The organism is Rhodoferax sp., assembly GCF_034519335.1.
Classification (GTDB): domain Bacteria; phylum Pseudomonadota; class Gammaproteobacteria; order Burkholderiales; family Burkholderiaceae_C; genus Allorhodoferax.
This window is the reverse complement of the sequence record NZ_JAXHOL010000002.1, coordinates 200,356-226,660: the sequence shown is the minus strand read 5'-3', so window position 1 is coordinate 226,660 and position 26,305 is coordinate 200,356. Positions and strand designations below refer to the sequence as shown.

The window sequence follows — 26,305 nt, the reverse complement described above, 5'->3', positions numbered from 1 at the left end:
ATCGGCTATTGCGGAGAGGCGTCACAAAAAAGTGCGCCTTTTATCAAAACGATTCTCCAATTCCGAAAGTATGCGCAAGCAGCTATCAAATCAGGAGCGCAGAAAAATACTCCGCAGCAGATACACATGCAGTGCCAACCACAGCCAGGGGTCCAGCACCGCGTCCCACACGTTGCCAGTGGGTAGGCGCAGCAGCACAAACAGCAACACGGCCAGCGGTGCCAGCCAGGTGCTGACCCGCTGGGCCGCGCCCGCTTGCAGCAGAGGCAATACGGTGACCAGCGCCACCACAGCCACGGCGGGCGCACCAAAGCCCAACGCATACAAGGCCACGAGCAGTTGGGCCAGGGTGTCGAGCAACAACAGCCAGCCCAGCACCAGGGCGGCAAGCAGCACAACGACCATGGGTTTGCCAGGGTGCGCCACCCCAGGCGCCCCCCGCAGCACACGGCCGCCCCACCAGGCGCACAGCAGCACCATCAGCACGCTGGGCGCCTGAAAGGCCAGGCCCAGCCAATACGCGGGGGACAGTTCGCCGGGCAGCAGGGTCCACAGCGCCACCAGCAGCGGCAAGCCCCACACCACGCCACGGTGCCGGGTGAAGCGGGCACCTATCAGCACCACCAGCGCAGCCAACACCACGGCCCAGCCCAGTGGCAGCCAGACCTGCATCAGCCACAGCGGTGGCAAAGTGGGCGCGCTCATGGCGTACCTCCGAATGTGCCGGATCCGCCGGGTGCAAAGCGCTGCCAGGACAGCGTCGCCCGGTCCACGGTGTAGCTGATCCACAAGGCGCCATCGGCCCAGGCCAGCGCGGGGTAAGAAAACTCGGCCTCCTCCGCCCCCTTGGCTAGCGTTTGCTGCAGCGTCCACTGCAGGCCATCGGCGCTACGACTCAGGTCCAGCCGGGCACGGCCTTCGGGGGTGGGGTTGTGGGCCAGCAGCATTTGCTGCGGCCCCAGCGCAAAGCCGGCCACGGCCGCATCGGGGTTGCCCAGCGGCAGATCGGGCAGATCGGTCCAGTGCGCGCCGCCATCGTCGGTGCGTACGGCGGTGACCCGACCACCGTGCCGCTCGTCGCGCATCAGCGCCACCCACTGCGCAGGGCTTTGCGGCAAGATGCTGGGTTGCAGGTTGTGGGTCCGGTTGGACATGCGGGTCAGGCCCAGAAATTCTCCATTCGCATCCAGCCGCACGGCCGCTGGATATTTCAGCCCCAGCTCAAAATGCACCGGCAACACCGCACCACCATCTTGCAGGGGCAGCATGGCGTTGCGTACCAAAAAGCTGGTGTTCCACAACCATGACAAGGGCAGCACGCGCACCGGTGCAAAGGCCAGCTCGGCCAGGTCCTGCGAGGCACTGCTTTGCTGCAAATGCAGCACCCGGCTCGCGGCCCAGCCGCCCCAGCCCGTGGCCACCACAAACAGGTGCATGCGGCCCTGCGCATCGGTCCAGGCTACCGGGTTGCCCAAGCGGCGCAGGCCGTGGCCCAGCAAGTCGCCCATCTGGTGGCGGTTCACCACAAAGCGCGGCGGCAGCCAGGCCTGGCTGGCACGGTCCCATTGGGTGGCGGCAATCTGCACCAGCGGGCCACTTTCGCGCTCGCCCGAAAACCAGAACAGGCTCAATGCTGCGGCGTGCCCGGCCGGCATGGGCAGCAGGCTGCTGGCGTGCGCGGCAGCGGTGCCCGGCGGCATGGGCACATCGCCCCCGGCCATACGCTGCAACTGCGCCGCCTGCACCGGCTGGCCGCCCACGGCAATGGCCGGCATCTGCGCCAGCGCAGGGGCGGCCGCAGGCGGGCGCACAGCGAAGTCTGCACCCAGCAGCGTCGCCAGGCTGGCCAGCACCAGGGCCACACGGCCACCGGGGCGCGCCAAAAGAGAAGAAAAAAGCATGCGCCGATCTTAGTGGTCCGCCACGGGGACTCTGCCGCAAGGGCTGCAAAAACTTCCCAAGGCGGGGACAATGCGGGATATGAAAACCCTGCGCTCCATCGCCCCTTTGAGTTTCCCCTGGCAGACCATGGACCCCTTCCTGTTCTGCGTGCACCACAACGACGCCTACCCGGCAGGCAACGCACAGATGGCGCCCGACCCGGCACTGCTGGCCGGCCGCAACATCGGCCAGGACTTTGCGGGCAAGGACGGCTGGAGCATGTACCACGGCGACACCGTGCCCGGCTTCCCCTCGCATCCGCACCGGGGCTTCGAGACCGTCACCATCGTGCGCAATGGTCGCATTGACCACTCCGACTCGCTGGGAGCCACCGCCCGCTTCGGCGGCGGCGATGTGCAGTGGCTCACAGCCGGCAAAGGCATCGTGCACTGCGAGATGTTCCCGCTCTTGCACACCGATGCGCCCAACCCGACCGAGCTATTCCAGATCTGGGTCAACCTGCCGGCCAAACACAAAATGGCCGAGCCCCACTTCACCATGTTCTGGCACGAGGACATTCCCCGCATCACCGCCACCGATGCACAGGGCAAGACCACAGAGGTGGTGTGTATTGCCGGCACGCTGGAAGGCAAACAGGCCCTGCCCCCGCCCCCCGACTCCTGGGCCAGCGAACCCGGCAGCGACCTGGGCATCTACACCATCAAACTCAGCCCCGGGGCCCAGTGGACCTTGCCTGCGGCCGCCAGTGCCGCCACACGCCGCATCCTGTATTTTTTCAAAGGCGGTGCACTCACCGTCGCAGGGGAATCAGTGCCTGTCAAATCCGTGATGGAAGTACAGGCCGACCATGACTGCGGTTTTGTGAACGGTGATGCCGAGAGTGAACTGCTGGTGCTGCAGGCCCGCCCGATTGGCGAACCTGTGGCGCAGTACGGCCCGTTTGTGATGAACACCCAACAAGAGATTCACCAGGCCTTTGCCGACTACCGCCGCACCGAATTTGGCGGCTGGCCCTGGGGCGCGAGTGACCCCGTGCACCCGCGCGAAAAGGGCCGCTTTGCCAAGCATGCGGATGGAAAAATAGAAGAGCGTTAGCCCCCACTCTCCCGCACCAGTGTGGCCATCGCGGCGCCGGCCTCGGTGCCCGTGGCCTGCAGCCCCTGCTGCACGGTGACCTGGTTGGCAGCTGGCTGGTTCTGGCTCACTTTCCACTTGCCCACCAGGCTGTCGATGGGGATTTCAATACCTACCACCGCCGCAATCATGCGGTCGGTGTAATCGCGCGGAGCATCGTCTACAGCCCAGGGCGCGGGGATGGGAGCCTCTTGTTGGGTGGTCAGTTCTTGCATCTGCTGGCGAATCCATACCGCATCGTCACGCACCCGCAGCAGGCCCTTGGCATGCACCACCGCGTAGTTCCAAGTGGGCACCACCTTGCCGTGCTCCGCTTTGCTGGCGTACCAGCCAGGGCTGATGTAGTGCTGCGGGCCCTGAAAGATCGCCAGCACCGGTGTGGCCAGATCGGTATCGCGCCACAGCGGATTGGCGCGTGCCACATGGCCCACCAGCGTGGGGCGGTCCACGCCCTTGCAGCGCAGATAGAGCGGAATGTGGTTGGCCTCCAGGCCCTGCGCAGTCAGCGTCACCAAGGTGGCCAGTGGATGGCTGCGCAGCAGTGCGTGCAGAACCTCGGGGCGGTTTTCTTCGAAATGGCTAGGTTGGTACATGCAGCGTCTCTTACTGGCTGGCCAGGTTCAGTTCAGCCTGCGGTTTGGCATCTGCCGCAGCGCCACCGGTTTTAACAGCGCCCAAAAACAGGCGCTCTGCGCTCACCTGTTTCGCAGCCAGGTAGTCTTTGACCACGACACCACGCTGCAACGCCAACTCGCGGGCAGCCTCGTCGTTGACCGTGATGTTGGCCAGCAGCAGTGCCTCCATATCGGGCACCTCAATGTCTTTGGTCAGGCCCACCAGATTGCGTGGCTTGGTGATGTCGGCACGGCGGTAGACCGCACGCAGCAGCACCGGCATTTCTTCGGCGCTGTAACTGGCTACGGCCGCAGCGTCTTGCCCTTGGGCGGTGGCGCGGCGGCGTTTTTCGGCCAGCAGCAGGCCCTTGAGGCGTTCGCGCTTGATCGCCTCGCGCTCTGCCTCCACGTTGGCCGCTCCTTGCACGGTCAAGCGCAAACCGGGGCGGTCCACCAGAGCCTTGGCAACCTTGTCCAGACCTTCCTTGGCGGGGTCCGTCAGCACGCCGCTGCCGGGCGCAAAGGCCACCGTGCTCAGCTCGGCACTGCCACCGCCGCCAAAGGCATTGGCCAGCAGGCTAAAGGGGGCCGTGATGGCCTTGGCCACCAGGTTGGTCACCACTTTCCAGATCACCGGGCCAATGCGGAACTGCGGGTCGTTGAGCGAGCCACTGATGGGCAGGTCCAGGTCAATCACGCCATTGCGGTCGGCCAACAGCGCCACGGCCAGTTTGACCGGCAGGCTGTTGGGCGCGCCGTCCACCTTGTCGCCAAAGGTCAGCTGGTTCAGCACCAGCTTGTTGGTGGCAGTGAGCTGGCCGTCGGGTAGCACGGTGTAGCGCACATCCAGGCTGAGCTTGCCGCGCTCGATGCCGTAGCCAGAATATTTCACTGCATAGGGCGAGAGCGGTGACAGCTCCAGGTCACGCACCTTGCCCGCAATGTCCAGCGCCAGCGGCTTGGCCAGCGGGTTGAGCTTGCCGGTAATGTCCAGCGACGCCGTGCCTTCCGCACGCCCACGCAGCTCCAAGTCCGCCAGCTGCACCACGCCGTTGGCGGGCTGACTGGAGAACTGGCTGAGCTTGCCGGTCAGGTCGCTCAGGTTGGCGGTGTAGTTGGGCTGGATGAAGCGGTCAGAAAACAGCACCCTGCCGTTGACCAGGCTGATGGGCCCCATGGTGATGATGGCGTCAGGACCGGCGCTGGCACTTGCAGCTGCAGATGCAACCGCTGCCGGAGCCGATGCCCCAGCACCGGGTGGCGCACTGGCGGCCGCCTCGGCCTGGGCCGGGGTTTTGCTCAGGTCTTGCAGGTTCAGGCGGCCATTCGGGTTGACGATGAGGCGGGCGTAAAAGTCGGACAGCGCCGCCTCACGCACGCTCACGCGGGTGGCGGTGCCGGGCGCCATGGCCAGGTCGATGCCGGGCACGTTGAGCGACTTCCAGCTCAGCAGTTCTTCTGCAAAACTGCCGGCCGCGCCCTGCACGGTGTTGGCCCGGAAGTCTTCCAGCTGTGCATCGCCTTTGAGCGCCACCTCTGGCCCCCTGGCTGTGCTGGCAAAGCGAAGTTGGCCCTTGAAGCTGGCGTCGGCCCGCAACACATCCAGGTTCACCTGGCTGGCCACATAGGGGGCCAGCGCATGCACCGGTAACTCCAGCAGCTCCAGCGCGCCCTGGGCCGCCACCGGGTCCCAAGCCACCGTACCCTGGTAGCGCAGGCTTCCTGCTTCGGCTTGGCCGGACTTCACGCGGGCGCTTAACGTCACCGGTACCGGCTTCCTGCCATCGAGGGCGGCCCCCTTGGCCTGCAGGTTCAGGGCCGACACGTCCAGCCGGACCGGGCGCGCGTTCATCCGGTCGGTGAACTGCACGCTGGCGTCTTGCACCTGCAGCTCGCCCAGCACCACTTTCCACGGTGCAGCAGCGTGCGCCGTGGCAGCCGGGGTGGCAGGAGCACCGGGCCCAGCCTCAGGGGCCGTCTTCAGCCAGCGTTCAAACATCCAGGTCCCGTCCGTCTCGCGGCGCACACCGCTGCTGGCGCCAGCCAGCAGCAGCTTGCCCACGCGGGCACTGCGGGCGGCCAGGTCCACCTGGGCATCGCTCAGCTCAAGCAGCTTGAATTTGGGCAGGTCTTGGGAGCTGAGGCCCTCGGCGTTGCGCGTGGTACGCGTGGCCGCCATCGCCTTGCTGGCGACCAAGCCGGCGTCGCGCACCGCCAGTTTTTTCACCGTGGCCTGCAGCGTGTCGCCAGTCCACGTGGCGCCCAGCTCGGCGTCCAGCGTCCCGCGCACCGTGGGCTGGAGCCAGGCAGACAGGTAGGGATCGGCCAGCGCCAATGCCAGGCCATTGACCGTGGCTTGGGCGCTACCTTGTTGGTCAGTGCCCTCGGCTTGCAGGGTCAGGCGCGCGCTGGTTTTGCCCGCAGGCAGGTTGGCGCTGAGTTCGGCCTGCACCGGTTTCTCCAGGGGCCAATGCAGGCCCTGCGCGCTGAGCTCAATGTCTGTCAGCGCCAGCTTGGCCGTGGTCTGCTGGTCCTGCCAGTCCACGCGTCCGCCGCGCAGTGCCAAGCGCTCCAGCGCCAAGGTCCAGGGTTTGGCTGCCGCAGGTGTTTGAGTGTCATTTTGGCCTTTAGCCCCCGTAGCATCTGCGCGAGCAGCTCCTGTTTTAGGAGCATTTTTGGCAGTACCTACTCCGGCCAGCTCTAGGTTCAGGCGGCCGTTGCGCGCGCGCAGTACCTGCAGGCGCGGGTTGGTGATATCCACCGCGCCCAGCGTCACCTGCTGTTCCAGCGGGCGCACATCGGTCAACTCGGTGCGTACTGTGTCCACAGACAACAGGGGCGCGCCAGCGGCGTCCGCCACGGCCAGCTGGCTGACAGTGACCACACCCGACAGCGTGACCGCCGTTTGCGGTTGCTGCACAAAGGCGATCTTGAGCTCGGCATCCACTACCGCACTTTGCGGCTGCACGGGCAGGCCCGCCGGCAGGTACGGCAGATAGGGCTTGAGGTCGAACTGGCGGATCTTCAGCTGCGCCTCACCCTGGCGGGTTTGGGCAAACGGGGTACCCTGGGCCGACGAATCAAACGCGCTGCCATTGAGCACAAAGGCCAGCCGGGGCGCCACCAGCACATCGCGCTTGGAATCAAAGTTGCTGAGAAACGGCACATTGAGCTGCAGCTCGCGCAGCGTGTGCTGGCGCGGCGGGCCTTGCAGCGCCTGGTCGGTGTAGTCCACGCTGCCGCCGCTGAGGGTGACGTTGTACACCGCAAAGCGCAGCGGGTCCTCCGCAGGCGCGTCCGACGGCGCCTGCAAGCGCTGCACGATGTCGTCAATGTCGTACTGCCCCTTGCCGGTGTGGGTGAGATGCAGCGTAGGCGCCTCCACCGCTACCGCGTCCACCACAGGCGCCAGGCGCAGCAACGACTGCAACTCGGCATCCACATAGACGCGCGCCACGCTGAACTGCGGCCCGCTGCCATCCGCCTTGGCCACCGCCAGGTCGCGCACCGTGAGCTCCAGCGACCAGGGCGCAAACTCGATGGCCCCAATGGTGACCGCGCGGCCCAGTAGTGCCGACAGCCGGGTTTGGGCCTGGCTCTTTGCGATGGAAGGCACCAGCGCCCAGGCCAGCGCCCACAGCAAAACCAGCGCACCCAGCGCATAGGCCAGGCGGCGCAACCAGGGCAGGATTCGAGTGGGAAGTGGGGTCATGGCAGGTCTGGAAGTAAAAGCGTCGGCACCGCGCCGGGTGGCGCACACCAGCGATGGTAACGGCGCCATTTGAACCGTGCACAGCCGTTGACCTGCATCAAGCTCACCGTGGACCGCACGTGGGAAGCTCTCGCAAAATCACCGGAGACACGCCATGCCCCGCAGCAGCCTGCAAACCATCAAAGACGAACACGCCGCCCTGGCCGCCATGCTGCAGTCACTGCTGCTGATGCTGGACCGTGGCCCCGGCGATGAGCCCGAGCGCTTTTTTGACGTGCTGCGCGCCATGCTGTTCTACATTGACGAATTTCCCGAACGTCTGCACCACCCCAAGGAGTCAGACCTGCTGTTTCCGCGCGTGGTGCGCCTGGCGCCCCAGACCATGGAAGCCGTGACCCAGCTGGAAAAAGACCATGCCCACAGCGAAGGCGCCGTGCGCGAGCTGCAACACCTGCTGCTGGCCTGGGAGCTGCTGGGCGAAAGCCGCCACGCCGCGTTTGACACCGCCGTGCGCCGCTATGTGGCGGCCTACCTGGCCCACATGAAGCTGGAAGAAACCGCCATCCTGCCCGTGGCCCAAGCCGTGCTGGGCGATGCCGACTGGGCCGAGCTGGACGCGGCCTTTGCCAACAACTGCGACCCGCTCACCGGCCAACATCCGCGCGACCCGGCGTTCGACCGCCTGTTTACCCGCATCGTGATGCGGGCGCCTGCGCCCATTGGGGTGGGCGAAGGCTGAAAGCGCTGCCAAGCCTCCCGGATTAGCGCGTCAGTTTGAGCGCCAGCACCTGCTGGGCCACGCAGCGACCCTGCACCTTGCCACCCTCAATGCCACTGCGAAAGTGGATGCCGGCGTACATGCGCGAGATGGCGGCTTCATCGGCCGCCACCTTGAAGCTGGCAAACGTGCGTGGGCCCCAGCCGCGGTCGTTGTGGGTGTTGTCGGTGAAGGGTTTGTTGGCGCCAAACACCACCTCCAGAATGCCCGCCGCCGCGCTGGACTGCACCGAGTGGCCGGAGGGGTATTCCGGGAACGGTGGCGTGTGCATCAGCGTGGGCACCCAGTTGCTGTCGATCACCAGCTGCACATAGGTCACCGGGCGCAACAGGTTCACTGTGTACTTGGTTTTCCAGCCGGCAATAAAGGCGTCGGCCATGGCCATGTTCAGGCGCACCATGGTGTGGGCGGCCTGGGCCAGGTCGGCCTTTTGCACTCTGAGCAAGTCGTTGGCAATGTAGGCCCAGTGGCCCGCAGGTGTGGGGGTCTTGAGTGGGTCATCGGCCCAGTACAGCGACACCTGGCGCTGCTCTTGGGTGGCCTTGTTGCTCACCTGGTAGACCTCTTGAGCCTCTTTGTAGAAGGCCGAGCCGGGGCTCTCGGAATACGGCGGGGGCAAAGGCGCCGCGCATGCGCTGCTGGTCTTGAGCACAAAGGGCCGCACCTCGCCCCACCAGGGCAGCAGCGCCGGTGCAAATGCGGGCGGTGTAGCCGACCACTGGCCCTCACCACTGGGCGGCACATAGTTTTGCTGGCTGCGGCGCAACGGGCCCCAGGCCTCGTGGCCGCCGTCGGTACGGGCCCAGGTCATGATGGCCATGGCCATGAGCTTGCCAAAGGTCTCCGAGCGGTTGGTGATCTCGGGCGTCACCGTGTTGGGGTCAAAGTCCTGGCTGTATTTGAGCGGCAGGCTGCGCTCCAACAGGTCCACGCGAGCCTTGTTCTCGGCACTGGCGGTGGGGAACATCATGCGCGTCATGGTCGCCATGGACGCGTTGGCCACCGTAGGCCAGTGCAACACCTCGTCGGGTTGTGCCCAGGGCAGCGACTGCAGTTCGTTGAGCTGTCCCGCCAGGCTCTGGTGCTGGGGCATGCCGGGCACCACCGATTCATAGAGGGCGAGCCCCAGGTACGCCAGCGCCCGCGAGGCCACGGGCGGGCTGTAGCCCGGTGTCTGCTGGGTGAGCAACAAGGCCAGGTTGAACCATTCGGTCGCCACACTCGCACTGAAGGCGCTGGCCGGGCGCGCAACAGGGGTGGGCTGCTGTGCCTGCACCGCCAGAGGCACACTGGCCCAGGCGCAGGCCCCGGCCAGGCACAGGGAAAGCAATCGGTGTTTCATGGGGTTTTCCAGTTCACAAGGCCTTGGGCGCCAAGGGTGTAGAAGGCATCGGCCTTCGCGGGCATCCAGTCGCTCCAGCCGCCGTGCGGCCACTGCACCCGCAGCTGCGCCGCACTGTGCAGCGCCCAGGCCAAAGTGCATCCAGCCCAGATGCCCGCTGGCGTGACCACCGCCCACGGTCAGCTCCTGGCGAATCACGCGGGTCGCATCCCCTTCACCCAGCTTCACTTCCACCCAGGCGCCCACCGCATCGCGGTTGCCTGCGGGCTGTTGCAGGCGCAGCTGCAGCCAGTGGCTGGCCTCCGCAGTGGCACCGCTGCTGGTTTGGCGCCAGACCTGCGCCTTGTCCCAGCGGTTCACCACGACCACGTCCAACAAGCCGTCACCATTCAGGTCCACCACCATGCCGCCACGCCCGCGCTTGAAGCTGGCCAGGCCCGCTTGACTGCCGGCTTCCACAAAATTGCCATCGGCCTTTTGCAGCAGCAGGTTGTTGGGGTCCAGCGTGGCGAAGTCGGGCATGGTGGACACATTGCCCTTGACCACAAACAGGTCCGTCAGGCCGTCGTTATTCATGTCGGCAAACTGCGCGTGCCAGGCGGTGCTGGGGTGCACATCGCCACCCACATAAGGCCGGTGCGCGGTCACGCCGCGCTTGAAGGCCATGTCGATGAAGCGCGGCTGGGTCGCACCCGCCTCCAGCGTCTGCAGCTTGTTGTCGGACATGCTGGTCAAGAACACCTCGGGGTAGCCATCGCCATTGAGGTCGTGGCTGGCAATGCCCATGCCCCAGATCTGCAGCGGCTTCCAGCCCTGGGCGGCGGTGTACAGCACAGGGGCACCGCCAGCGGGCAACTGCCAGAGCTGCTCTTCGCCGCCCTTGTAGTACTCGCGGTCGTTGCTCACACGCAGTGCTGCTGAGCCTGAGCGGTTCCAGTCCGAAAACAGCATGGAGAGCGCACAGTGGCCCGGCACCAAGGGCGTGGCAGGCTGGTAACCGCCCCCCTCTTTGGGGCGCAACAGCAGACCCGGTGTGCAGCTGCCCCAAGGAAACTCGGGCTTGCTGCGGTCGGTGTAGGTGCCAATGGCCAGCGTGGGCCAGCTTTGGCCCTGCTCCCAGGTGGCAGTAAACGCGGTGTGCCAGCCGTTGCCGGTGCGAATCGTCCACGCGTCGTTGGCGCGCTCGAACTTGCACTGGCCCAGCCCCTTGAACACTTGCACCTCCCCCACGCGCAGCACCACCAGGTCGGTCTGGCCATCGCCATCCATGTCCAGCGGGTAGGCACCCACGGCATTGGTCAGCTCCAGGCCGGAGCGCTCCTCTTGCAGCTTGAGCGCACCGCCGCGTGTACTGCGGTTTCGGTAGAACTTGGCTTTGTTGACGCCTGCGGTCACGTACACCTCGGGCAGGCCATCGCCGTCGCAATCGAAGGTGGCCACGCCGCCACCCACCATGTACTCACCTTCGCCTTCAAAGCGGCTTTGCAAGCCGGCGGTGTCGGTTTCTTCGGCAAACCGGGGCGTGGCAGGCACCGGCGCATCGGCCGCCCAGGCGCCCGACATCAGGCCCAGGCCAGCCACCACGCTGCGCACCGCGGGCCGGGAAATCCAATCCAGAGGGTGCACGTGGCAATCCTTTGTGAAAAATGAAAGAACCCGGCGATCTTATTAAGTTCGATGATTAAACTATGTCGGGTTTATCCCTATTTGCGCCGCAAGCCAAGTCCCGAACAATTAGTTTGTCGTCCTTACTAAATGCAGTGTGCTGCATTGAAGGCAGCACGATGGCTCGGATGAGTCCTTCCAAAACCATAGGCCTGACACAGGCCAATCCACCGGAGACAAGCAATGAAATTGAAGACAACCCTGACTGCCCTGGCCCTGAGCCTGGCTGCTGCTGGCGCATTTGCCCAAGTCGTGGGCGTGAGCTGGTCCAACTTCCAGGAAGAACGCTGGAAGACTGACGAAGCCGCCATCAAGGCCCAATTGGCCAAAGACGGTGCCAGCTACATCAGCGCCGACGCTGGTGGCTCCCCCGAGAAGCAACTGGCCGACATCGACAGCCTGATCTCCAAAGGCGCCAAGGCCCTGATCATTCTGGCCATGGACAAGGACGCCATCCTGCCGGCCGTGAACAAGGCCAACCAGCAAAAGATCCCCGTGGTGGCCTATGACCGCCTGATCGAAGCGCCCGGCGTGTTCTACATCACCTTCGACAACGTGGAAGTGGGCCGTATGCAAGCCCGCGCCATTCTGGAAGCCAAGCCCAAGGGCAACTACGTGATGATCAAGGGCTCGCCTACCGACCCCAACGCCAACTTCCTGCGCGGTGGCCAGCAAGAAATCATTGACGCCGCCGTGAAAAAGGGCGACATCAAGATCGTTGGCGAGGAATACACCGACGGCTGGAAGCCCGAAGTCGCCCAGAAGAACATGGAGCAAATCATCACCAAGACCGGCGGCAAGATTGACGCCGTGGTGGCCTCCAACGACGGTACCGCCGGTGGTGTGGTGGCTGCGTTGACAGCCAAGGGCATCAAGGGCATTCCCGTTTCCGGCCAAGACGGTGACCACGCTGCGCTGAACCGCGTGGCACTGGGCAGCCAGACCGTGTCGGTGTGGAAAGACGCCCGTGACCTGGGCCGTGACGCCGCGGCTGCCGCCGTGCATCTGGCCAAGGGCCAAAAAGTGGCTGGCGCCCAAACCTGGAACGGTGGCGAGAAGAAAGTGGCTCTGCAAGCCCAGTTCTTGAAGCCTGTGCCAGTGACCGCCAAAAACCTGGATCTGGTGGTCAAGGCCGGCTGGATCAAGAAGGCTGACTTGTGCAAAGGCGTAGACGCTGCCAAGGGCCCAGCCGCTTGCAAATGAAGCACCCCCTGAGCCGCTGCGCGGCTCCCCCCTCCAGGGGGGCGCACCCAGCGGCCTGGCAAAGCCAGTTCCGCGGGTGCCCTGAGTGGACACCCGTCGCGCCGATTACAGCGCGCTAAGGAACTGAAGAGCCCTCCAACCGCGGGCTGGGGACAGCCCGCGGTTTTTTTATGTCTTGCGGAGAACGCATGTGAATCCCGTTTTGAATTCCCTGAAGCAGGCCGCCATCGACTGGCGCCTGGTGATGATGGGCACCGTGCTGGCAGCCATTGCCATCGTGTTCAACATCCTGTCCGGCGGACTCTTCATGTCCCCCGAGAATCTGTACAACATTGCCCAGCAAACAGCCGTGGTGGGCGTTGTCGCCACCGTGGTGGTATTGGTCATCGTGGCGCGCCATATCGACTTGTCGGTGGGCTCGGTCATGGGTTTTGTGGGCGTGCTGATTGCCACCCTGATGTACACCGCCGGCTGGCACTGGGTCGAGGCCTCGCTGGCCGGCCTGGCCGTGGCCATCGCCGTGTCGCTGTACCAGGGCGCCCTGACCGCCATGCTGGGCGTGCCCTCCTTCGTCGTCACGCTAGGTGGCCTCATGTCGTTTCGCGGTGCGGCCTTTCTGGTGGCCGACGGCAAAACCCAACCCGTGAATGACCAATTCTTCCAACGCCTGGGCGGTGGTTTTGACGGTGCGATTGGCGTCACCGCCAGCTGGGTGCTGGCTGGCGTGATTGTGCTGGCCCTGGTGGTTCAGATGTGGGCCAAGCGCCGCGCCAAGGCATCGTATGACGTGCCCAACAACCCCTTGTGGCTGGACGCGCTGATCGTGCTGGTGCCCGTGGCCATCGTGCTGGGTTTTGTCACCGCCATGAACAACTACCAGATCATGAACAAGGACGCGCCGCAAGGCATTCCGATCCCCGTGCTGATCTGGGCTGCGGTGGCGCTGGTGCTCTCATTCATCGTGCACCGCACGCGTTTTGGCCGCTATGTGTTTGCCATGGGCGGCAACCCCGAGGCGGCCGCGCTGGTGGGCATTCCGGTGCGCAAAGTCACGCTCATGCTGTTTGCGCTGATGGGTGTGCTCATCACCATCGCCGCCATGGTGTCCATTGCCCGCCTGAACGCAGGCACCAACTCGCTGGGCACCAGCATGGAGCTGTATGTGATTGCTGCTGCCGTGATTGGGGGCACCGCGCTGGCCGGCGGCAGTGGTTCTATTTTGGGATCGGTGCTGGGTGCGCTGATCATGCAGAGCATTGACAGCGGCATGTTGCTGCTCGATGTGTCGATTGGGGTGCGCTACGTGATCATCGGCCAGGTGCTGATTGCTGCGGTGGTGTTTGATGTGGTTTACCGCCGTATGACAGGAGACACCGTATGAGCGCGGGCAATACAAAGCAAGCGCTGGTGGAGATGCGCAACATCGGCAAATCCTTCGGTGGCGTGCACGCGGTGGACGATGTGAGCCTCACGCTCTACCCCGGTGAAGTGGTGGCCCTGCTGGGCCACAACGGCGCAGGCAAATCCACCCTCATGAAAATGTTGGCCGGTGCCTACCCCATCGACAGCGGCGAGGTGCTCATCAACGGCGAAAAGGCAAACATCCGCACCCCCGTGGATGCGCAGCGCTGCGGCATCGAATCGATCTACCAGACGCTGGCCCTGGCCGACAACCTGGACGCGGTGGCCAACCTCTTTTTGGGCCGCGAACTGTTGACCCGCTGGAACACGCTGGACGACCACCGCATGGACGCGGACGCCCGCAAAGTCTTCAACCGCCTGAACAAGAACTTCAAGAACGTGCGCACCCCGGTGCGCCGCCTCTCCGGCGGACAGCGCCAGGTGGTGGCCATTTCTCGGGCCATCTACTTCAACGCCAAGATCCTCATCATGGACGAGCCCACGGCCGCCCTGGGCCCCGAGGAAACCGCGATGGTGGGCAACCTGGTGAAGCAACTCAAGGCCGAAGGCGTGGGCATTTTCCTGATCACGCACGACATGCCCGATGTTTTTGGCCTCAGTGACCGATTGGCGGTCATGAAAAATGGAAAATTGGTGGGTGCATACCGCACAAGCGATGTCAACGAGGACGAGGTCCTTGGAATGATCATCGCAGGCAAACAACCCGAAGGAAAGCCGCAAACCCACAGCCTGTGAGTGCGGCACCTCCCCCACCATGAAAACGACCGGCGACCAACAATTAGTCAAACGCATCAACCGCAGCGTGCTGCTGCGGCTGCTGCGCAGCCAAAGCGGGCTCTCGCGCGCCCAACTCGCCGTGGAAAGTGGCCTCACCAAATCCACCGTGAGCCTGCTGGTGCGCGAGCTGATTGACGAAGGTTGGCTCACCGAAACCGACGCCACCGCCGCCCCTGGCCTGGGCCGCCCCTCCACCCCCCTGCAGATCGACAGCCGCAGCCGCGGCATGGTGGGTGTGGAAGTGGCGGTGGAAGCCCTGCGCGTGGTGGGCGTGTCGCTCACCGGCCAAGTCTTGTGCGCCCTGGAAGAACCCCTGCTGGGCACCCAGCCCGAAGAGGTGTGCCGCCAGACCGCGCGCCTGGTGGCACGCACCCACGCGCAGCTGCTGCAGCGCAACGTGCAGCTGGCCGGAGTGGGGGTGGGCTTGCCCGGTGCCTTTGACGAAGCCACCGGCATGCTGCGGTTTGCACCCAACCTGGGCTGGCGCAATGTGGACTTTGTACCGCTGATCACCCATGCGCTGGCGCAAGCCGGTGTGCCCCCGGTGGCGGTGCATGTGCAAAACGAAGCCGACACCGCCGCGCTCAGCGAATACGAGTTTTCCGAGGGCGATGCCAAAGACTCACTCATTTTTGTGACTTGCGGGGCTGGTGTGGGCGCGGGCATTGTGCTCAACGACCGCCTGTTTACCGGCATGCAAGGCATGGCCGGCGAAATTGGCCACAGCATTTTGCAGATGGACGGGCCGCTGTGCTCGTGTGGCCGCAAGGGCTGCGCCGAAACCTTTTTTGGTGCCCGCGCACTGTCCAAGCTGCCTGACGCCTCGCAAGGTGGTCACTACTTGGGCGTGGTGCTGCAAAACCTGTGGACCACCTTCAACCCCAGCATGCTGGTGGTGGGCGGCCCTTCGTGCGACACCTACCCCGGCATCGTGCAAGTCGCCCAAGACACCTTGCAGGCCTACGCCGCGAGTGCCGGCATGGCAGCCCCTACCGTGCGCGCCGCGCGCTACGGCTTGCTGGCGTCCGCCGTAGGCGCCGCAGCGCTGGTGCTGCACCACGACCTGCGACCGATGCATGCCAAAACCCCGGCACCTGCAGCCCGCGCTGCGGAGGCCACCGAGATTTCTTCTTCCTCCACCATCACCGCATAACCACGCATGTTTATTGGTATCGATATTGGCACCTCCGAAGTGAAGGTGCTGCTTTTGGCCCCCGACCACCGCGTGCTCGGATCAGCGGGAACTGCCCTCACCGTGCAGCGCCCACACCCCGGCCACAGCGAACAAAACCCACTCGACTGGTGGGCCGCCACGCAGTCGGCCTTGGCGCAGCTGCGCGCTGCACACCCGAAGGAATTCGCCGCGGTGCAGGCCATTGGCCTGTCGGGCCAGATGCACGGCGCCGTGCTGCTGGATGCACAAGACCAGGTGCTGCGCCCCGCCATTTTGTGGAATGACACCCGCTGCGCGCTGGAATGCACCGAGATGATGGCCGAGCTGCCGGGCCTGACCGATTTGGCCGGCAGCTTGGCCATGCCCGGCTTTACCGCTCCCAAACTGCGCTGGGTCGCCAAACATGAGCCTGCCATCTTTGCGCAAGTCGCCAAGGTGCTGCTGCCCAAGGACTATGTGCGCCTCAAGCTCACCGGTGACTACGTGAGTGACATGTCGGACGCAAGCGGCACGTTGTGGCTCGATGTGCAGAAGCGCACCTGGTCGGACGCCCTGCTGGCCCTGACCGGCCTGACGCAGGCCCATATGCCGCGCCTGGTGGAAGGCAGCGCACCCAGCGGAACCCTGAAAGCCGATGTGGCCCAGGCCCTGGGCTTGCCCAAGGGCATCGTGGTAGCCGGTGGCGCGGGCGACAACGCAGCCAGCGCCGTGGGCATGGGTGCAGTCGACAGCGGCCAAGGCTTCTTGTCGCTGGGCACCAGCGGTGTGCTGTTTGTGGTGACGCCCAGCTACCAGCCCAACGCAGCCAGCGCTACCCACGCGTTTTGCCACGCCGTGCCCGGCCGTTGGCACCAGATGAGCGTGATGCTGTCTGCCGCCAGCAGCCTGCAGTGGGTGACCGACCTGCTGGGCGCACCCAACGCGGGCGCGGTGGCAGAAAAAGCCAGCGCCCTGAGCGCGGCACAACGCGCTGCATCCCCCCTGTTTTTGCCCTACCTGGGTGGCGAGCGCACCCCGCACAACGACGCCAATGTGCGCGGCAGTTTCCACGGCCTCAGCTTTGACACCGATGCCGCCCGCCTGGGCTACGCAGTGATTGAAGGCGTGACCTTTGGCCTGAAAGACGGACTGGCCGCGCTCAACGCGGCGGGCAGCAGCGTCACCCTTTTGTCGCTGGTGGGTGGCGGCGCGCGCAGTGCCTTCTGGGCGCAGCAATTGGCCAGCGCGCTGAACGTAGACATCGTGACCCATGGCAGCTCTGCAGTTGGCGGTGCCCTGGGCGCCGCACGGCTGGGCTGGCTGGCCACGGGCGCTGCGTCTGCCGATGTATGCCTGAGCCCCGAGGTGGAGGCCACCTACCGCCCCATCGCTGCCGAGCAAGCCCTGCTGTTGGAGCGCTATGCGACCTTCCGCAGCCTGTACCAATCCACCTGAACCACCACGCCCGCAAGGGCGTTACACCGATCATTTAATTCGACCACACAACTAATCAACCCAAGGACCACACCATGAGCCACTACTTTCCCACCGTGACAAAGCCCATCGCCTATGAGGGCGCCCAATCCACCAACCCGCTGTCCTTCAAGTGGTACGACAAAGACCGCATCGTGCTGGGCAAGCGCATGGAAGAGCAGCTGCGTTTTGCCGTGTGCTACTGGCACAGCTTCTGCTGGAATGGCCAGGACCCATTTGGTGGCGACACCTTCCAGCGCCCCTGGCAGCACATGGCCGACCCCATGGCCGCCGCCAAGGCCAAGGCCGATGTGGCGTTTGAATTCTTCGCCAAGCTGGGCGCGCCCTACTACTGCTTCCACGACCGCGACATCGCCCCCGAAGGCGCCACCCCGCGCGACAGCGTGAGCAACTTCCGCGAGATGGTGGACGTGCTGGGCAACAAGCAGGCCCAAACCGGCATGAAGCTGCTGTGGGGCACGGCCAACCTGTTCAGCCACCGCCGCTTCATGTCGGGCGCAGCCACCAACCCCAACCCCGAAATCTTTGCCCTGGGTGCACTGCAGGTGAAAGAAGCCATGGACGCCACACTGAAGCTGGGCGGCGCCAACTACGTGCTGTGGGGCGGCCGCGAAGGCTACGAAACCCTGCTCAACACCCGCATCGGTCACGAGCTGGACCAGATGGGCCGCTTCCTGAACATGGTGGTGGAGTACAAGCACAAGATCGGCTTCAAGGGCACCATCCTGCTCGAACCCAAGCCGCGTGAACCGTCCAAGCACCAGTACGACTTTGACAGCGCCACGGTCTACGGCTTCCTGTGCCGCTACGGTCTGGAAAAGGAAATCAAGGTCAATATCGAAGCCAACCACGCCACGCTGGCCGGCCACAGCTTTGAACACGAGATCGCCACTGCGGTGGACCTGGGCATCTTCGGCTCCATCGACATGAACCGCGGCGACATGCAGTGCGCCTGGGACACCGACCAGTTCCCCAACAGCATTCCCGAAACCGCGCTGGCCATGTACACCATCATGCAAGGTGGCGGCTTCGTCAACGGCGGCGTGAACTTCGACGCCAAGGTGCGCCGCCAGTCGATTGACCCCGAAGACATGTTCCACGGCCACATCGGTGGCATGGACGTGACCGCCCGCGCGCTACTGATCGCCGAGAAGATGATCAACGACGGCAAGCTGGCCAAGCTGGTAAGCGACCGCTACGCGGGCTGGAATGCCGCGTTCGGCAAGGACGTGCTGGACGGCAAGCTGAGCCTGGAAGCCGTGGCTGCGCATGTGACCGAGCGCAACACCGACACCATGCCCGTGTCGGGTCGGCAGGAGCATTTGGAGAACTTGCTGAACAGCTATATCTGAGCTACATCCCTAGCCAGCTGAAAGACAAAGGCCCCGCAAGTGAATGCCTGCGGGGCCTTTTGTTTGATGGGGTTGCGATGGACGGCGAACTGCTCCGAGTCAAATAAGCATCAAATTCGACTCAAACGCTTATGGATACTGCGCAAACAGCTATAAAAAATGCAGCAAAACAGGTCATGAAGCCATTCTCGGTGTGGTGGAATCCACCACCATCCTGCGCCACAGGCGCTGGCCCCTAGCGCTTGGCGGCCAGTCGCAGTTGCGCGATTTCCTGTCGCAGGTTGTTGGTGATCTGATCATACATTTGCAGCTGCTCGCTGAGCGAGCGCAGCCGGTCGGAAGCGCTCTGGGCAATGTAGATCACCAGCTTGATCGCCACTTGGGGGAACTGCTCTATCAGGCGCTGCAAACCTCCAGAGGAGAGTCCCGCAGCAACGACGGGAGAGATGGCTGTGCACGTCGCCGAGCGTGGCGAACCGTCCATCAAGGCCAACTCACCGATCAGTGCACCAGGGCCAATGGAAGAGATGTCTACTTTGGAAGCGCCGCCGGTATTGCCGGTATCCACCGACACATCACCCTCCAGCAACAGCAGCATATACCCGGTGTTGCTGGCGTCGCCTGCGCTAAACAGGGTGGTACCTGCAGGAAACTGAACCAGCCGCATGAGCGAGACGATGTAGTTCGCCTCCTGCATCGTCAGCGCAAAGTTCGGGCTCGTCTTGCGCAATAGCTCCGCAGCTTTGATTGCGAACTCAGGGACTTCGGTGATCGACCGTGTTGAAGTGGTGGGAGGTGATGCTGCTGCGGGGTTCATGCCAACCTTTCAGAATGGGTGGGTGAGGGGTCGTTGGGTGTCAACGGCTGGCCAGCTGAATCCACACACCGACGCCTGGGAATTGGAATGTCTGCGCATCAAAAGGCATTGTTTTCAATGTGCGCAGGCCCTCCCAGTCACATTGAACGACAGTATCCACACCCAGCTCGCGTTGCAGCAGGCTTTGCGAAAACTGCCCTGGGCTCCAGATGATGTCCAGCGCCTCCATAGTTTGGTTCACCACTTTGACGTTACCTTGCCAGTCCAACAAAGTGGAGGGCTGGCTGGCACATTGGCAAATTTGCGATAGCGTTGCCAGCGATGCTTCTGCCATGAGCGCAACGTCAAACAGGGGGGCCAGCAACTGTGCCAACTCGGCAGCGCGTGCCAGGTGACGCTCCCGCAAAAAGCCGGCTTGCACGTGGTGGAAGGACAGCAGTCCAACCACCGTGTTGCGGCTCATCAAGGGCACCACCAGGGCGGACCCGATGGAGGTGTCGCCCAAGGAGGCCCAGCGGGCATCCAGGCTGGTGTTGGATGCCAGCCCGCCCTGGCGGTGTTGGAGCACCCAGCCGGCAAGCCCTTCAGCAATGACAGTGCGCACCTTGTGATCGGAGACCTGGGTAAAGGTTTCCTTGGTGGCCAGCACTTTGTGCACCACGCGATCTTGCGACAGGAGTAAAAGCGAGCCGTTGTCCGCTCCGAGGTAACTGACCATCAGGGGCATGGCTTTGGTCGCCATGGTGGCGACATCGTGGTGCTTGGCCACGAAATCCAGCAAATCAATTAAAGCGTCATTCATGAACGTGTTTCCCCATATTGCGCTATTTGCGCCCCATCACTATCAGGCTGCCGTTGTCACCCGCCTTCAACCTGTGCAGATGGTAGCCCACCAGCGCATCGTCCGGATGGTGCGCATGCAGGTCCTGAAAGGCCGCGAGGGCGTCGGGCGACTCGGCCTCCATGAGCGTGTACGCCGCAAGGTACGCACTGATCCGCTCGCTGCGGGCCTCGTCTGCAGCGAGCGGTTCGAACACGGCGGTGGGGACATTTTTCCCCTTGAGAACCCATCGCCCAGCGGGCCGGCCAACAAAGTTCGGACACTGCTCCACCGTGGACGCGCTCACGCTGATGCGGGTGCCGAGGTGGTTGTTGAGGGTTTCCAGTCGCGCTGCGGTGTTGATGGCATCACCGAGCGCGCGGTAGTCCAGCATGACCTGCCCACCAAAGTTGCCGACCAAGACGTCACCGGTGTTGACCCCGATGCGGGTCTTGCCAAATGGAATGCCGCGGGCTTGTTGCTGCTGGCTGAAATGGTGGGCGAACTGGTCCATGGCCAGTGCACAGGCGACGGCCCTTGCGGCGTGGTCGGGCTGGGCGACCGGGGCTGAGAACATCACCGCCACGGCGTCGCCCACAATCCGGTCCAGGGTGCCTTCGTGCGCAAAGGCGATGGCAATCATGCCGTCCAGATATTCGTTGAGCAGCGCCGAGAGCATGGCTGGTTCGTGCTTCTCCATCATGGCGGTGAAGCCGGCCAGATCGGTCATGACAAAGGAACATTCGCGGTACTCGCCGCCCAAGGCCAGGGTCTCGGGGTGCTCTTGCAAATACTTGACCCGGTTGGGCGACACGTAGCGAGAGAACGCATTTTTGATCCAACGCTGCTCGTACTCTGTGCGCAGGTAGCTGGGCACCGCCAGCGACAAGAAAGATGCCCAGCAGCCCCGCTGCAGGGAACACCGGATCGAGCAGCAGTTGCTGCGACTGAAAAAGATGGTCCGACAGCCACAGCAAGCCCGCAATACCCGCCCCCACAAATGCCACAGACCATACCGGCCGAAACTTCGCCAGCATCCATGCCAAGACGAGGGCAGAGAGCCCCCACAGGGCAGTAACCCACGCGTTCTCCCAGCTGGGGCGCAGCAGGTATTCACTGGTCAGCAGCTGCTCCATGAGCTGTAAATGGCCCTCCAGCCCCGGCACTGCTTCACCCAAAGGCGTGCGAATAATGTCGCCCAGCCCTGCCGACGTGGCGCCAATGATGACGATGTGATCCTTGATCCGGTTGGGCTCCACCTGTCCCGCCAGCACATCGATGGCGGATACATAGCGGGCGGTAGTCTGCGGGCGGGCATGGAGCCAAACCCGGCTATCGGGTGCGGTGGGCAGCAATGCCGTTTGGCCCAAGCCGATGCCGGAAATGCCCGCCTTTTGGAACAGCCCGGCTTCGCCCGAGGATCTGACCTGCACAGCCAGCGACGCTTCGCCCATGTACACCCGCAGCGCATCCAGCGCGAGGCTGGGGTACACGCGCCCGCCCAGCAGGTTGACCAAGGGCATGGAGCGCAGGATCCCGTCGTGGTCAGGCACCACCGTCACCACCCCCGCGCCCGCGGCGTTGGCAGATAAGGGGGAAAGAAAGCCGGTGCCACCCGCCCAATCCTTCAGCCAATCGCGGGCGTCTCCCCCCTGGCTGACAAACCGGGCGTGTCTGTCTGGCAATGGGCCCGGCGCGCCACGGTGCTGCGCCACCACGCCTGTCACCACCCGGCTGCGTGCAATGCTCTCCGCCAATATCTGATCGTGGGAGGGGAAGGTGGCCAACAAGGCATCCAGCCGCTGGTTGTCGGGCCAGAACTGTTTGACTTGCTCAGGAGATGTGCGGTCCGACTCCGCCAGGATGAGGTCCATCACCACAACTCTGGCACCCATGGCGGTCAACTGGTCCACGATTTGTGCCATGACCGTGCGCGGCCACGGCCACTGGCCTACCGCCGCCAAGCTGGGGTCGTCAATGGCGACCACGCGCACCGGAATGTCATCCACATAGGCGGCCGGATGCAGCTTTTGCAGTTGATCAAACGCCAGATCGCGAATGCGCATGCGGAACAACGGATCCTCGAACTGCACGACCAACAAAGCACAGAGCAGCCCCACAGGGAGCAACACGCGCAGCAGGGGGAACAACAACTTGCGCATGGCGTCAGTCTTTCAGACCTCCGCCTTGCAGCACCAGATGGAACGCATCGCTATAAGGCCCGATGACCCCGGCTCGGGTTACGCTGGCAACACGCCAGAAGTAGCGCCCGGGCGCCAGCGCCAACAAGACGGCACCGGCGTCACTCGCGATGTTCGGGACCATGGCCACCACCTGCGCAAACTTTTCGTCCTCAGCAATCTGGAAGCGGTAGGTGTGGGCATCGGGAGCCGCATCCCAGCGGAAGGAAACCTTGGAATCAGCGCCGCGTTGCCCATCGCTCGGTAATGCCAACTTCGGGGGCGTAGGCCTGGTGCGGAGCGCGAAGGCTTGGACCGCATTCAGGCCTTCAAGACCGGAGGCATGCACGCCACGGATGCGCAGCAGGTAGTCGCCATCGGGCAGGTCATCCCATTGCACGTTGGTGGTTTGCAGCAACGTATCTTCAATGATGGCCTCTGCGCCCTGCACGCGCGCCAGCAACTGAAGACGGTACTGCTGCGCGCCCGCCAACGCCTGCCAGGCGAACTGAACCGGCAGTTTGCCGATGACCTCATCCCGGCCTTCCAACTGCGGGGCCGGCAGCAGCGCCTGGGGTTGGCCCAGCGGCTTTCCAGGTTCGGCAATCAGCCCGAAACCTCGGCCAATCAGGGCCTGCTGTCCGTCTGCGGTACCGGCCACCAAGCCCTCGCCCACTTCGGTGCGTGTCGCGCCGCTGGCACCGTCCACCTGGATGCGGAAGCCGGTGCCGCGCACCGCAAGGTTGATGGCCGGGGTGCCGATTTCGTAGCGTGAGGCAGGCCCCTTTTGCGGAGACACCTGGGAGTCCGTGCCGCCTTCAAGCACCTGCACCTTGGTATCGGCCATGCCGGTCTTGCCGTAATTGACCAGGCTGGTCAGGTCGACCGTGCTTTTTTCTGTCACCAGCATGCGCGAATCGTCAGCAAATCGAATCGTCACGGTGCTGCGGGCGCCGGTTTGCAGGCGTTCCCCCATCTTGAGAATATCGCCCGAGGACAGCTTGCCTGCGGGCTGCCCGGTTTTGTCCAGCCGTTGCACGTCCCCATGCACCAACACGGCTTCTGCCACCGGGTTGCCTTGCTTCAATTCGCCCACCGGGAATGTTCAGTTGCTTGCCCGGCGTCAGCAGCTTCGGATCGGTAACGCCATTGCGCTGCTGCAGTTGCTTCCACTCATCGGGCTTCTTTTGGTAGGTCTTGGCAATGTCAATCAAGCGGTCGCCCGGCTTGACCTTGTAGCCCCAGACTCCACTGCCACTCTGCGCTTGGGCCAAGGCCGGACCGGCAAGGCATAGCCACAACATCAATGCCATCGAACGTGCCATGAAGATACGAGCGTTCATTGGAAGACCACGTCCGCAAATTTGCCGTTCGGGCTCACCAGCCGCACTGTCAACGGCAGGCCACTGGCAGGAACCGCACTGGCGCTCAAACCACCCGTGGAGCGGTCAAACCGCAGCCACGCGGGAAGCGAGCCCCCGCCCACTTGCGCTTGCAAGGCTGTGGCCCGCCCGTTGGTCTGCAGGCCCTGCAAAATCGGAGGTGGCAGGCTGATCTGAAAGCCCTCGCCAGGTGCCACCGCGACTGTCATGCCGAGTGGCCGCCCAGGGGCGCTGACGGCGCCCAACAGCACGGCGCCGCTGCTGCTGGCACCGACTTGGAGCGACTTTGCTGCGCCCTTCAAAAACGCCTCCAGGGAAGGACGGGGGGCGACCGCTGGGGCAGCGGATGTGACGGGCCTTGGAGCACCTGAAAGGCCGCTGCTGCGCAAGCGGCTGGTAGGTGCTACCCCGGCACTGCCGCCAAGGGCAGCTGCGCCGCCCGCCGCGGCCCCAGGCGACAGGGTGCTCGATGTCGCCACAGCCGTGGCGGTGGGCGCTACACCAATCGAGCGCCCAGGTGAGTCGGGACCGCCCGTTTGCAGTATCGCCAGGCCGCCTTCTTCCACGCTTCGGAAAAGCCAGTCGGGTGGATCGAAGGCCAACAGCAATGGCGCCAGCGTTGGCGCTTTGGGAGCGGGGGGCGTAGCGCCAAGGCCTGATTGCATGGGGCCCAGTGTTTGGGTTACGGCGGTCGTGGGGTTGGCGGAGGCATAAATGAACCAGTTGCCCGCTGCGACCGAGGGCGGCGGCAAGCTGCCAGGGTCTTGGCCATAAATGGCCGCGTTACCACTGTTGAGGCCACCCACAGAGTCATTCAAGGGGCTGTTGGAGTAGACCAGCCACCGCCCGCCCCCCGTATTGAAAGCCCCTGCGCCAGCGCTGTTGGAAAAACTGCTCCCCGCCAACACAATGGTGCCTCCGTTGCTGGAGATGCTGCTGCCGGAGCCCAGGCCTATGCCCCCACCTGCCAACAGATTGACGTCCAGTGCGCCGGCACTGGAACTGATGCTGACACCATTGGCCAGCGTGATACCACCAATCGCCTGGAGGGTGAGAAAAGCATTGCCGCCACCGGTCTTGGAAACGCTGGCATTGACGGAAATATTGCCAGCACCTGTCCCGGTGGGCGCGGTTTGCAGCACTACGCTCACACCCGCGTTCAGCTGGGTTTCGATGTCGGTGTTCAGCACGTTCGGCGTGCCCGCACCCGATGTGAAGATCGCAAACGGCCCGGGAGGGATAAAAATCGCATCGGTCGCAACGGAACCAATGGTCAGGTCCTCCGGGTCCAGCAGCCAGGTGCCGCCGCTTCCATTCAGTGCGGTGGCGTCCAATCGTAGGCCTTGCACGTCGAGCCAGTGCCCGGACGTCTCGATGCGCCCCCCGTTACCCGACAAGGCGCCGCCCCGCGCACGCAATGTGCCGTACGCCCGGGTACTGGCCCCTGGCTTGGACACATCCGACCACGCCACAATCGTTCCGCCATCGCCTGTGCTGGTGGCGGATGCGTCTAGCGTGGCGCCGCGCGCAATGTAGACCGCATTGGCCTGGCGGATGTTGGGGTCCTTGCCCTGCCAGCCCCCGCCCACGGCAATGCTTCCACCGCCCGCCTGGCCCGTAGCGTCCAGCAGTGCCCCGTCGTTGACGGCCACCTTGTCACCGCTCACCGCGATATTGCCGCCCGTGGTGCCCGCAGCTATTCCAGCGGCCTGCACGGTGGCGCCTACGCTCACCACGCCAGACTCTCCGCCATCCAGGTAAATGCGCCCGTTGCGGTAGCCCACCGTGTTGGCCTGGACGATGCCGGAGTTGTCGATAACGGTGGACAGCAAGGCATCCCGGGCCGAGGCAGACATCCACACCGCGCCCCCGTCGGCTTGCACAACGCCCCCGTTGCGCACCAGCGCATTCAGGGCAGACTCGCTCACGGCCACCTTCAGCAAGCCATCCCCGGCAAAGTCCAGGGTGACGGCGCTGCCTGCGGCCAAGCCCACGCTACCCATGGGGGCCGCGATGGTGCCGTTGTTTTCCACGGTGTGGCCCACCAGCGCCACGTAGCCGCCTTCTTGAACCTGGATCGTGCCCAGATTGCGCACACCGGCGGAGGAGCCGCCCCGCAGGTTGAAGCGGCCTGCGAGGAAGTCGCCGTCCGTCATGTCCAGCGTCGAAGCAAGCAGGCCACCCACATTGACCGATGCACCTTGCCCGAACAAGATGCCATTGGGGTTGATCAAAAAGACTTGGCCATTGGCCGACAGCTTGCCCAAGATCTGGGAAGGGTCCGAGCCCAGTACCCGATTCAAGGCCACCGAACTGCTGCTGGGCTGCACAAACTGCACCGTCTCGCTGGCGCCGATGCTGAAGCTTTGCCAGTTGATGGTGGCCGCGTTGCTGGTTTGGGTGACGACCAAGACGCCAGTGCCGCCACTGGTGATAGCTGCATTTCCGTTGGTGACGACCCCATCCACCGGCAGGGCCAATGCCGTGCCTCCCAGGGTGGCCATTGCTGCCAACGCGATGATGCGACGTTTGAATGATGAAGTGCTCAGGCGAGACAT

18 protein-coding genes and 1 pseudogene are annotated in these 26,305 nt (G+C 64.2%); 8 read left to right on the top strand and 11 right to left on the bottom strand.

Translation table 11 applies throughout. The features are described from left to right. Positions 1-90: 90 nt before the first annotated feature. Both U5O12_RS02895 and U5O12_RS02890 read right to left on the bottom strand, forming a co-directional pair. Positions 91-705, bottom strand: a complete 615-nt coding sequence (locus U5O12_RS02895; protein ID WP_322577183.1) for a hypothetical protein — start codon at positions 703-705, stop codon at positions 91-93. Further along, complete coding sequence (locus U5O12_RS02890; RefSeq protein ID WP_322577182.1) at positions 702-1,901, bottom strand: sialidase family protein; 1,200 nt, start codon at positions 1,899-1,901, stop codon at positions 702-704. The genes U5O12_RS02895 and U5O12_RS02890 overlap by 4 nt, the downstream gene beginning before the upstream one ends. Before the next feature lie 79 nt (positions 1,902-1,980). Between U5O12_RS02890 and U5O12_RS02885 the strand changes: the two genes are divergently transcribed. After that, positions 1,981-2,997 (top strand): pirin family protein, encoded by a 1,017-nt coding sequence (locus U5O12_RS02885; RefSeq protein WP_322577181.1) that lies wholly within the window; start codon positions 1,981-1,983, stop codon positions 2,995-2,997. On the opposite strand, the gene U5O12_RS02880 is transcribed toward U5O12_RS02885, so the two are convergent. Together U5O12_RS02880 and U5O12_RS02875 are read right to left on the bottom strand one after the other, a co-directional pair. After that, the gene (locus U5O12_RS02880) at positions 2,994-3,629 is read right to left on the bottom strand and encodes an FMN-binding negative transcriptional regulator (protein WP_322577180.1); all 636 of its coding nucleotides are present in this window, start codon (positions 3,627-3,629) and stop codon (positions 2,994-2,996) included. The two genes, U5O12_RS02885 and U5O12_RS02880, sit on opposite strands and share 4 nt — an antisense overlap. Before the next feature lie 10 nt (positions 3,630-3,639). After that, positions 3,640-7,362, bottom strand: a complete 3,723-nt coding sequence (locus U5O12_RS02875) for a DUF748 domain-containing protein (RefSeq protein ID WP_322577179.1) — start codon at positions 7,360-7,362, stop codon at positions 3,640-3,642. Positions 7,363-7,516: 154 nt separating this feature from the next. Between U5O12_RS02875 and U5O12_RS02870 the strand changes: the two genes are divergently transcribed. Next, positions 7,517-8,101 (top strand): hemerythrin domain-containing protein, encoded by a 585-nt coding sequence (locus U5O12_RS02870; RefSeq protein WP_322577178.1) that lies wholly within the window; start codon positions 7,517-7,519, stop codon positions 8,099-8,101. A 22-nt stretch (positions 8,102-8,123) separates the two neighbouring features. Here U5O12_RS02870 and U5O12_RS02865 read toward each other — a convergent pair whose 3' ends face one another. After that, a complete protein-coding gene (locus U5O12_RS02865; protein ID WP_322577177.1) occupies positions 8,124-11,108 on the bottom strand; it encodes an FG-GAP-like repeat-containing protein in 2,985 nt (994 codons plus the stop codon). A gap of 222 nt (positions 11,109-11,330) precedes the next feature. Here U5O12_RS02865 and xylF point away from each other — a divergent pair, with 222 nt between their 5' ends. The 6 genes from xylF to xylA all read left to right on the top strand — a co-directional run bounded on the left by xylF (position 11,331) and on the right by xylA (position 18,548). Next, the gene (gene xylF, locus U5O12_RS02860; RefSeq protein WP_322577176.1) at positions 11,331-12,350 is read left to right on the top strand and encodes a D-xylose ABC transporter substrate-binding protein; all 1,020 of its coding nucleotides are present in this window, start codon (positions 11,331-11,333) and stop codon (positions 12,348-12,350) included. 244 nt (positions 12,351-12,594) lie between these two features. Beyond that, positions 12,595-13,731, top strand: a complete 1,137-nt coding sequence (locus U5O12_RS02855) for a sugar ABC transporter permease (protein WP_416221434.1) — start codon at positions 12,595-12,597, stop codon at positions 13,729-13,731. After that, positions 13,728-14,507 (top strand): ATP-binding cassette domain-containing protein, encoded by a 780-nt coding sequence (locus tag U5O12_RS02850; protein WP_322577174.1) that lies wholly within the window; start codon positions 13,728-13,730, stop codon positions 14,505-14,507. The genes U5O12_RS02855 and U5O12_RS02850 overlap by 4 nt, the downstream gene beginning before the upstream one ends. 19 nt (positions 14,508-14,526) lie before the next feature. Next, positions 14,527-15,702: an ROK family transcriptional regulator gene (locus tag U5O12_RS02845; RefSeq protein ID WP_322577173.1), complete on the top strand. Its 1,176-nt coding sequence runs from the start codon at positions 14,527-14,529 to the stop codon at positions 15,700-15,702. 6 nt (positions 15,703-15,708) lie between these two features. Beyond that, the gene (gene xylB / locus U5O12_RS02840; protein WP_322577172.1) at positions 15,709-17,157 is read left to right on the top strand and encodes a xylulokinase; all 1,449 of its coding nucleotides are present in this window, start codon (positions 15,709-15,711) and stop codon (positions 17,155-17,157) included. 74 nt (positions 17,158-17,231) lie between these two features. Next, entirely contained in the window at positions 17,232-18,548 is a 1,317-nt protein-coding gene (xylA, locus tag U5O12_RS02835) for a xylose isomerase (protein WP_322577171.1), read from the top strand. A 235-nt stretch (positions 18,549-18,783) separates the two neighbouring features. On the opposite strand, the gene U5O12_RS02830 is transcribed toward xylA, so the two are convergent. The 6 genes and pseudogenes from U5O12_RS02830 to U5O12_RS02805 form a co-directional block, all read right to left on the bottom strand. Then, positions 18,784-19,365, bottom strand: coding sequence for a cyclic nucleotide-binding domain-containing protein (locus U5O12_RS02830; protein WP_322577170.1), 582 nt, complete (start codon positions 19,363-19,365; stop codon positions 18,784-18,786). Between the two features lie 40 nt (positions 19,366-19,405). Further along, positions 19,406-20,167: a GAF domain-containing protein gene (locus U5O12_RS02825; protein WP_322577169.1), complete on the bottom strand. Its 762-nt coding sequence runs from the start codon at positions 20,165-20,167 to the stop codon at positions 19,406-19,408. Positions 20,168-20,189: 22 nt separating this feature from the next. Then, positions 20,190-20,885 carry an adenylate/guanylate cyclase domain-containing protein gene (locus U5O12_RS02820; protein WP_322577353.1) on the bottom strand — a complete coding sequence of 232 codons (696 nt, stop codon included), beginning with the start codon at positions 20,883-20,885 and terminating at the stop codon, positions 20,190-20,192. Positions 20,886-21,225: 340 nt separating this feature from the next. Beyond that, positions 21,226-22,347: pseudogene (locus U5O12_RS02815) on the bottom strand (CHASE2 domain-containing protein); the annotation flags it as partial. Positions 22,348-22,351: 4 nt separating this feature from the next. After that, entirely contained in the window at positions 22,352-23,461 is a 1,110-nt protein-coding gene (locus U5O12_RS02810; RefSeq protein WP_322577168.1) for a FecR family protein, read from the bottom strand. 243 nt (positions 23,462-23,704) lie between these two features. Then, positions 23,705-26,305 carry a filamentous hemagglutinin N-terminal domain-containing protein gene (locus U5O12_RS02805; protein ID WP_322577167.1) on the bottom strand — a complete coding sequence of 867 codons (2,601 nt, stop codon included), beginning with the start codon at positions 26,303-26,305 and terminating at the stop codon, positions 23,705-23,707.

Excerpts from the sequence above, each read along its gene's own strand:
- xylA (WP_322577171.1), top strand. The coding sequence starts at position 17,232 with ATGAGCCACTACTTTCCCACCGTGACAAAGCCCATCGCCTATGAGGGC.
- U5O12_RS02880 (WP_322577180.1), bottom strand. The coding sequence starts at position 3,629 with ATGTACCAACCTAGCCATTTCGAAGAAAACCGCCCCGAGGTTCTGCAC.
- U5O12_RS02850 (WP_322577174.1), top strand. The coding sequence starts at position 13,728 with ATGAGCGCGGGCAATACAAAGCAAGCGCTGGTGGAGATGCGCAACATC.
- U5O12_RS02805 (WP_322577167.1), bottom strand. The coding sequence starts at position 26,305 with ATGTCTCGCCTGAGCACTTCATCATTCAAACGTCGCATCATCGCGTTG.
- U5O12_RS02875 (WP_322577179.1), bottom strand. The coding sequence starts at position 7,362 with ATGACCCCACTTCCCACTCGAATCCTGCCCTGGTTGCGCCGCCTGGCC.
- U5O12_RS02825 (WP_322577169.1), bottom strand. The coding sequence starts at position 20,167 with ATGAATGACGCTTTAATTGATTTGCTGGATTTCGTGGCCAAGCACCAC.
- U5O12_RS02890 (WP_322577182.1), bottom strand. The coding sequence starts at position 1,901 with ATGCTTTTTTCTTCTCTTTTGGCGCGCCCCGGTGGCCGTGTGGCCCTG.
- U5O12_RS02895 (WP_322577183.1), bottom strand. The coding sequence starts at position 705 with ATGAGCGCGCCCACTTTGCCACCGCTGTGGCTGATGCAGGTCTGGCTG.
- U5O12_RS02885 (WP_322577181.1), top strand. The coding sequence starts at position 1,981 with ATGAAAACCCTGCGCTCCATCGCCCCTTTGAGTTTCCCCTGGCAGACC.
- U5O12_RS02845 (WP_322577173.1), top strand. The coding sequence starts at position 14,527 with ATGAAAACGACCGGCGACCAACAATTAGTCAAACGCATCAACCGCAGC.
- U5O12_RS02870 (WP_322577178.1), top strand. The coding sequence starts at position 7,517 with ATGCCCCGCAGCAGCCTGCAAACCATCAAAGACGAACACGCCGCCCTG.
- xylF (WP_322577176.1), top strand. The coding sequence starts at position 11,331 with ATGAAATTGAAGACAACCCTGACTGCCCTGGCCCTGAGCCTGGCTGCT.
- xylB (WP_322577172.1), top strand. The coding sequence starts at position 15,709 with ATGTTTATTGGTATCGATATTGGCACCTCCGAAGTGAAGGTGCTGCTT.
- U5O12_RS02855 (WP_416221434.1), top strand. The coding sequence starts at position 12,595 with ATGATGGGCACCGTGCTGGCAGCCATTGCCATCGTGTTCAACATCCTG.
- U5O12_RS02820 (WP_322577353.1), bottom strand. The coding sequence starts at position 20,885 with ATGGAGAAGCACGAACCAGCCATGCTCTCGGCGCTGCTCAACGAATAT.
- U5O12_RS02830 (WP_322577170.1), bottom strand. The coding sequence starts at position 19,365 with ATGAACCCCGCAGCAGCATCACCTCCCACCACTTCAACACGGTCGATC.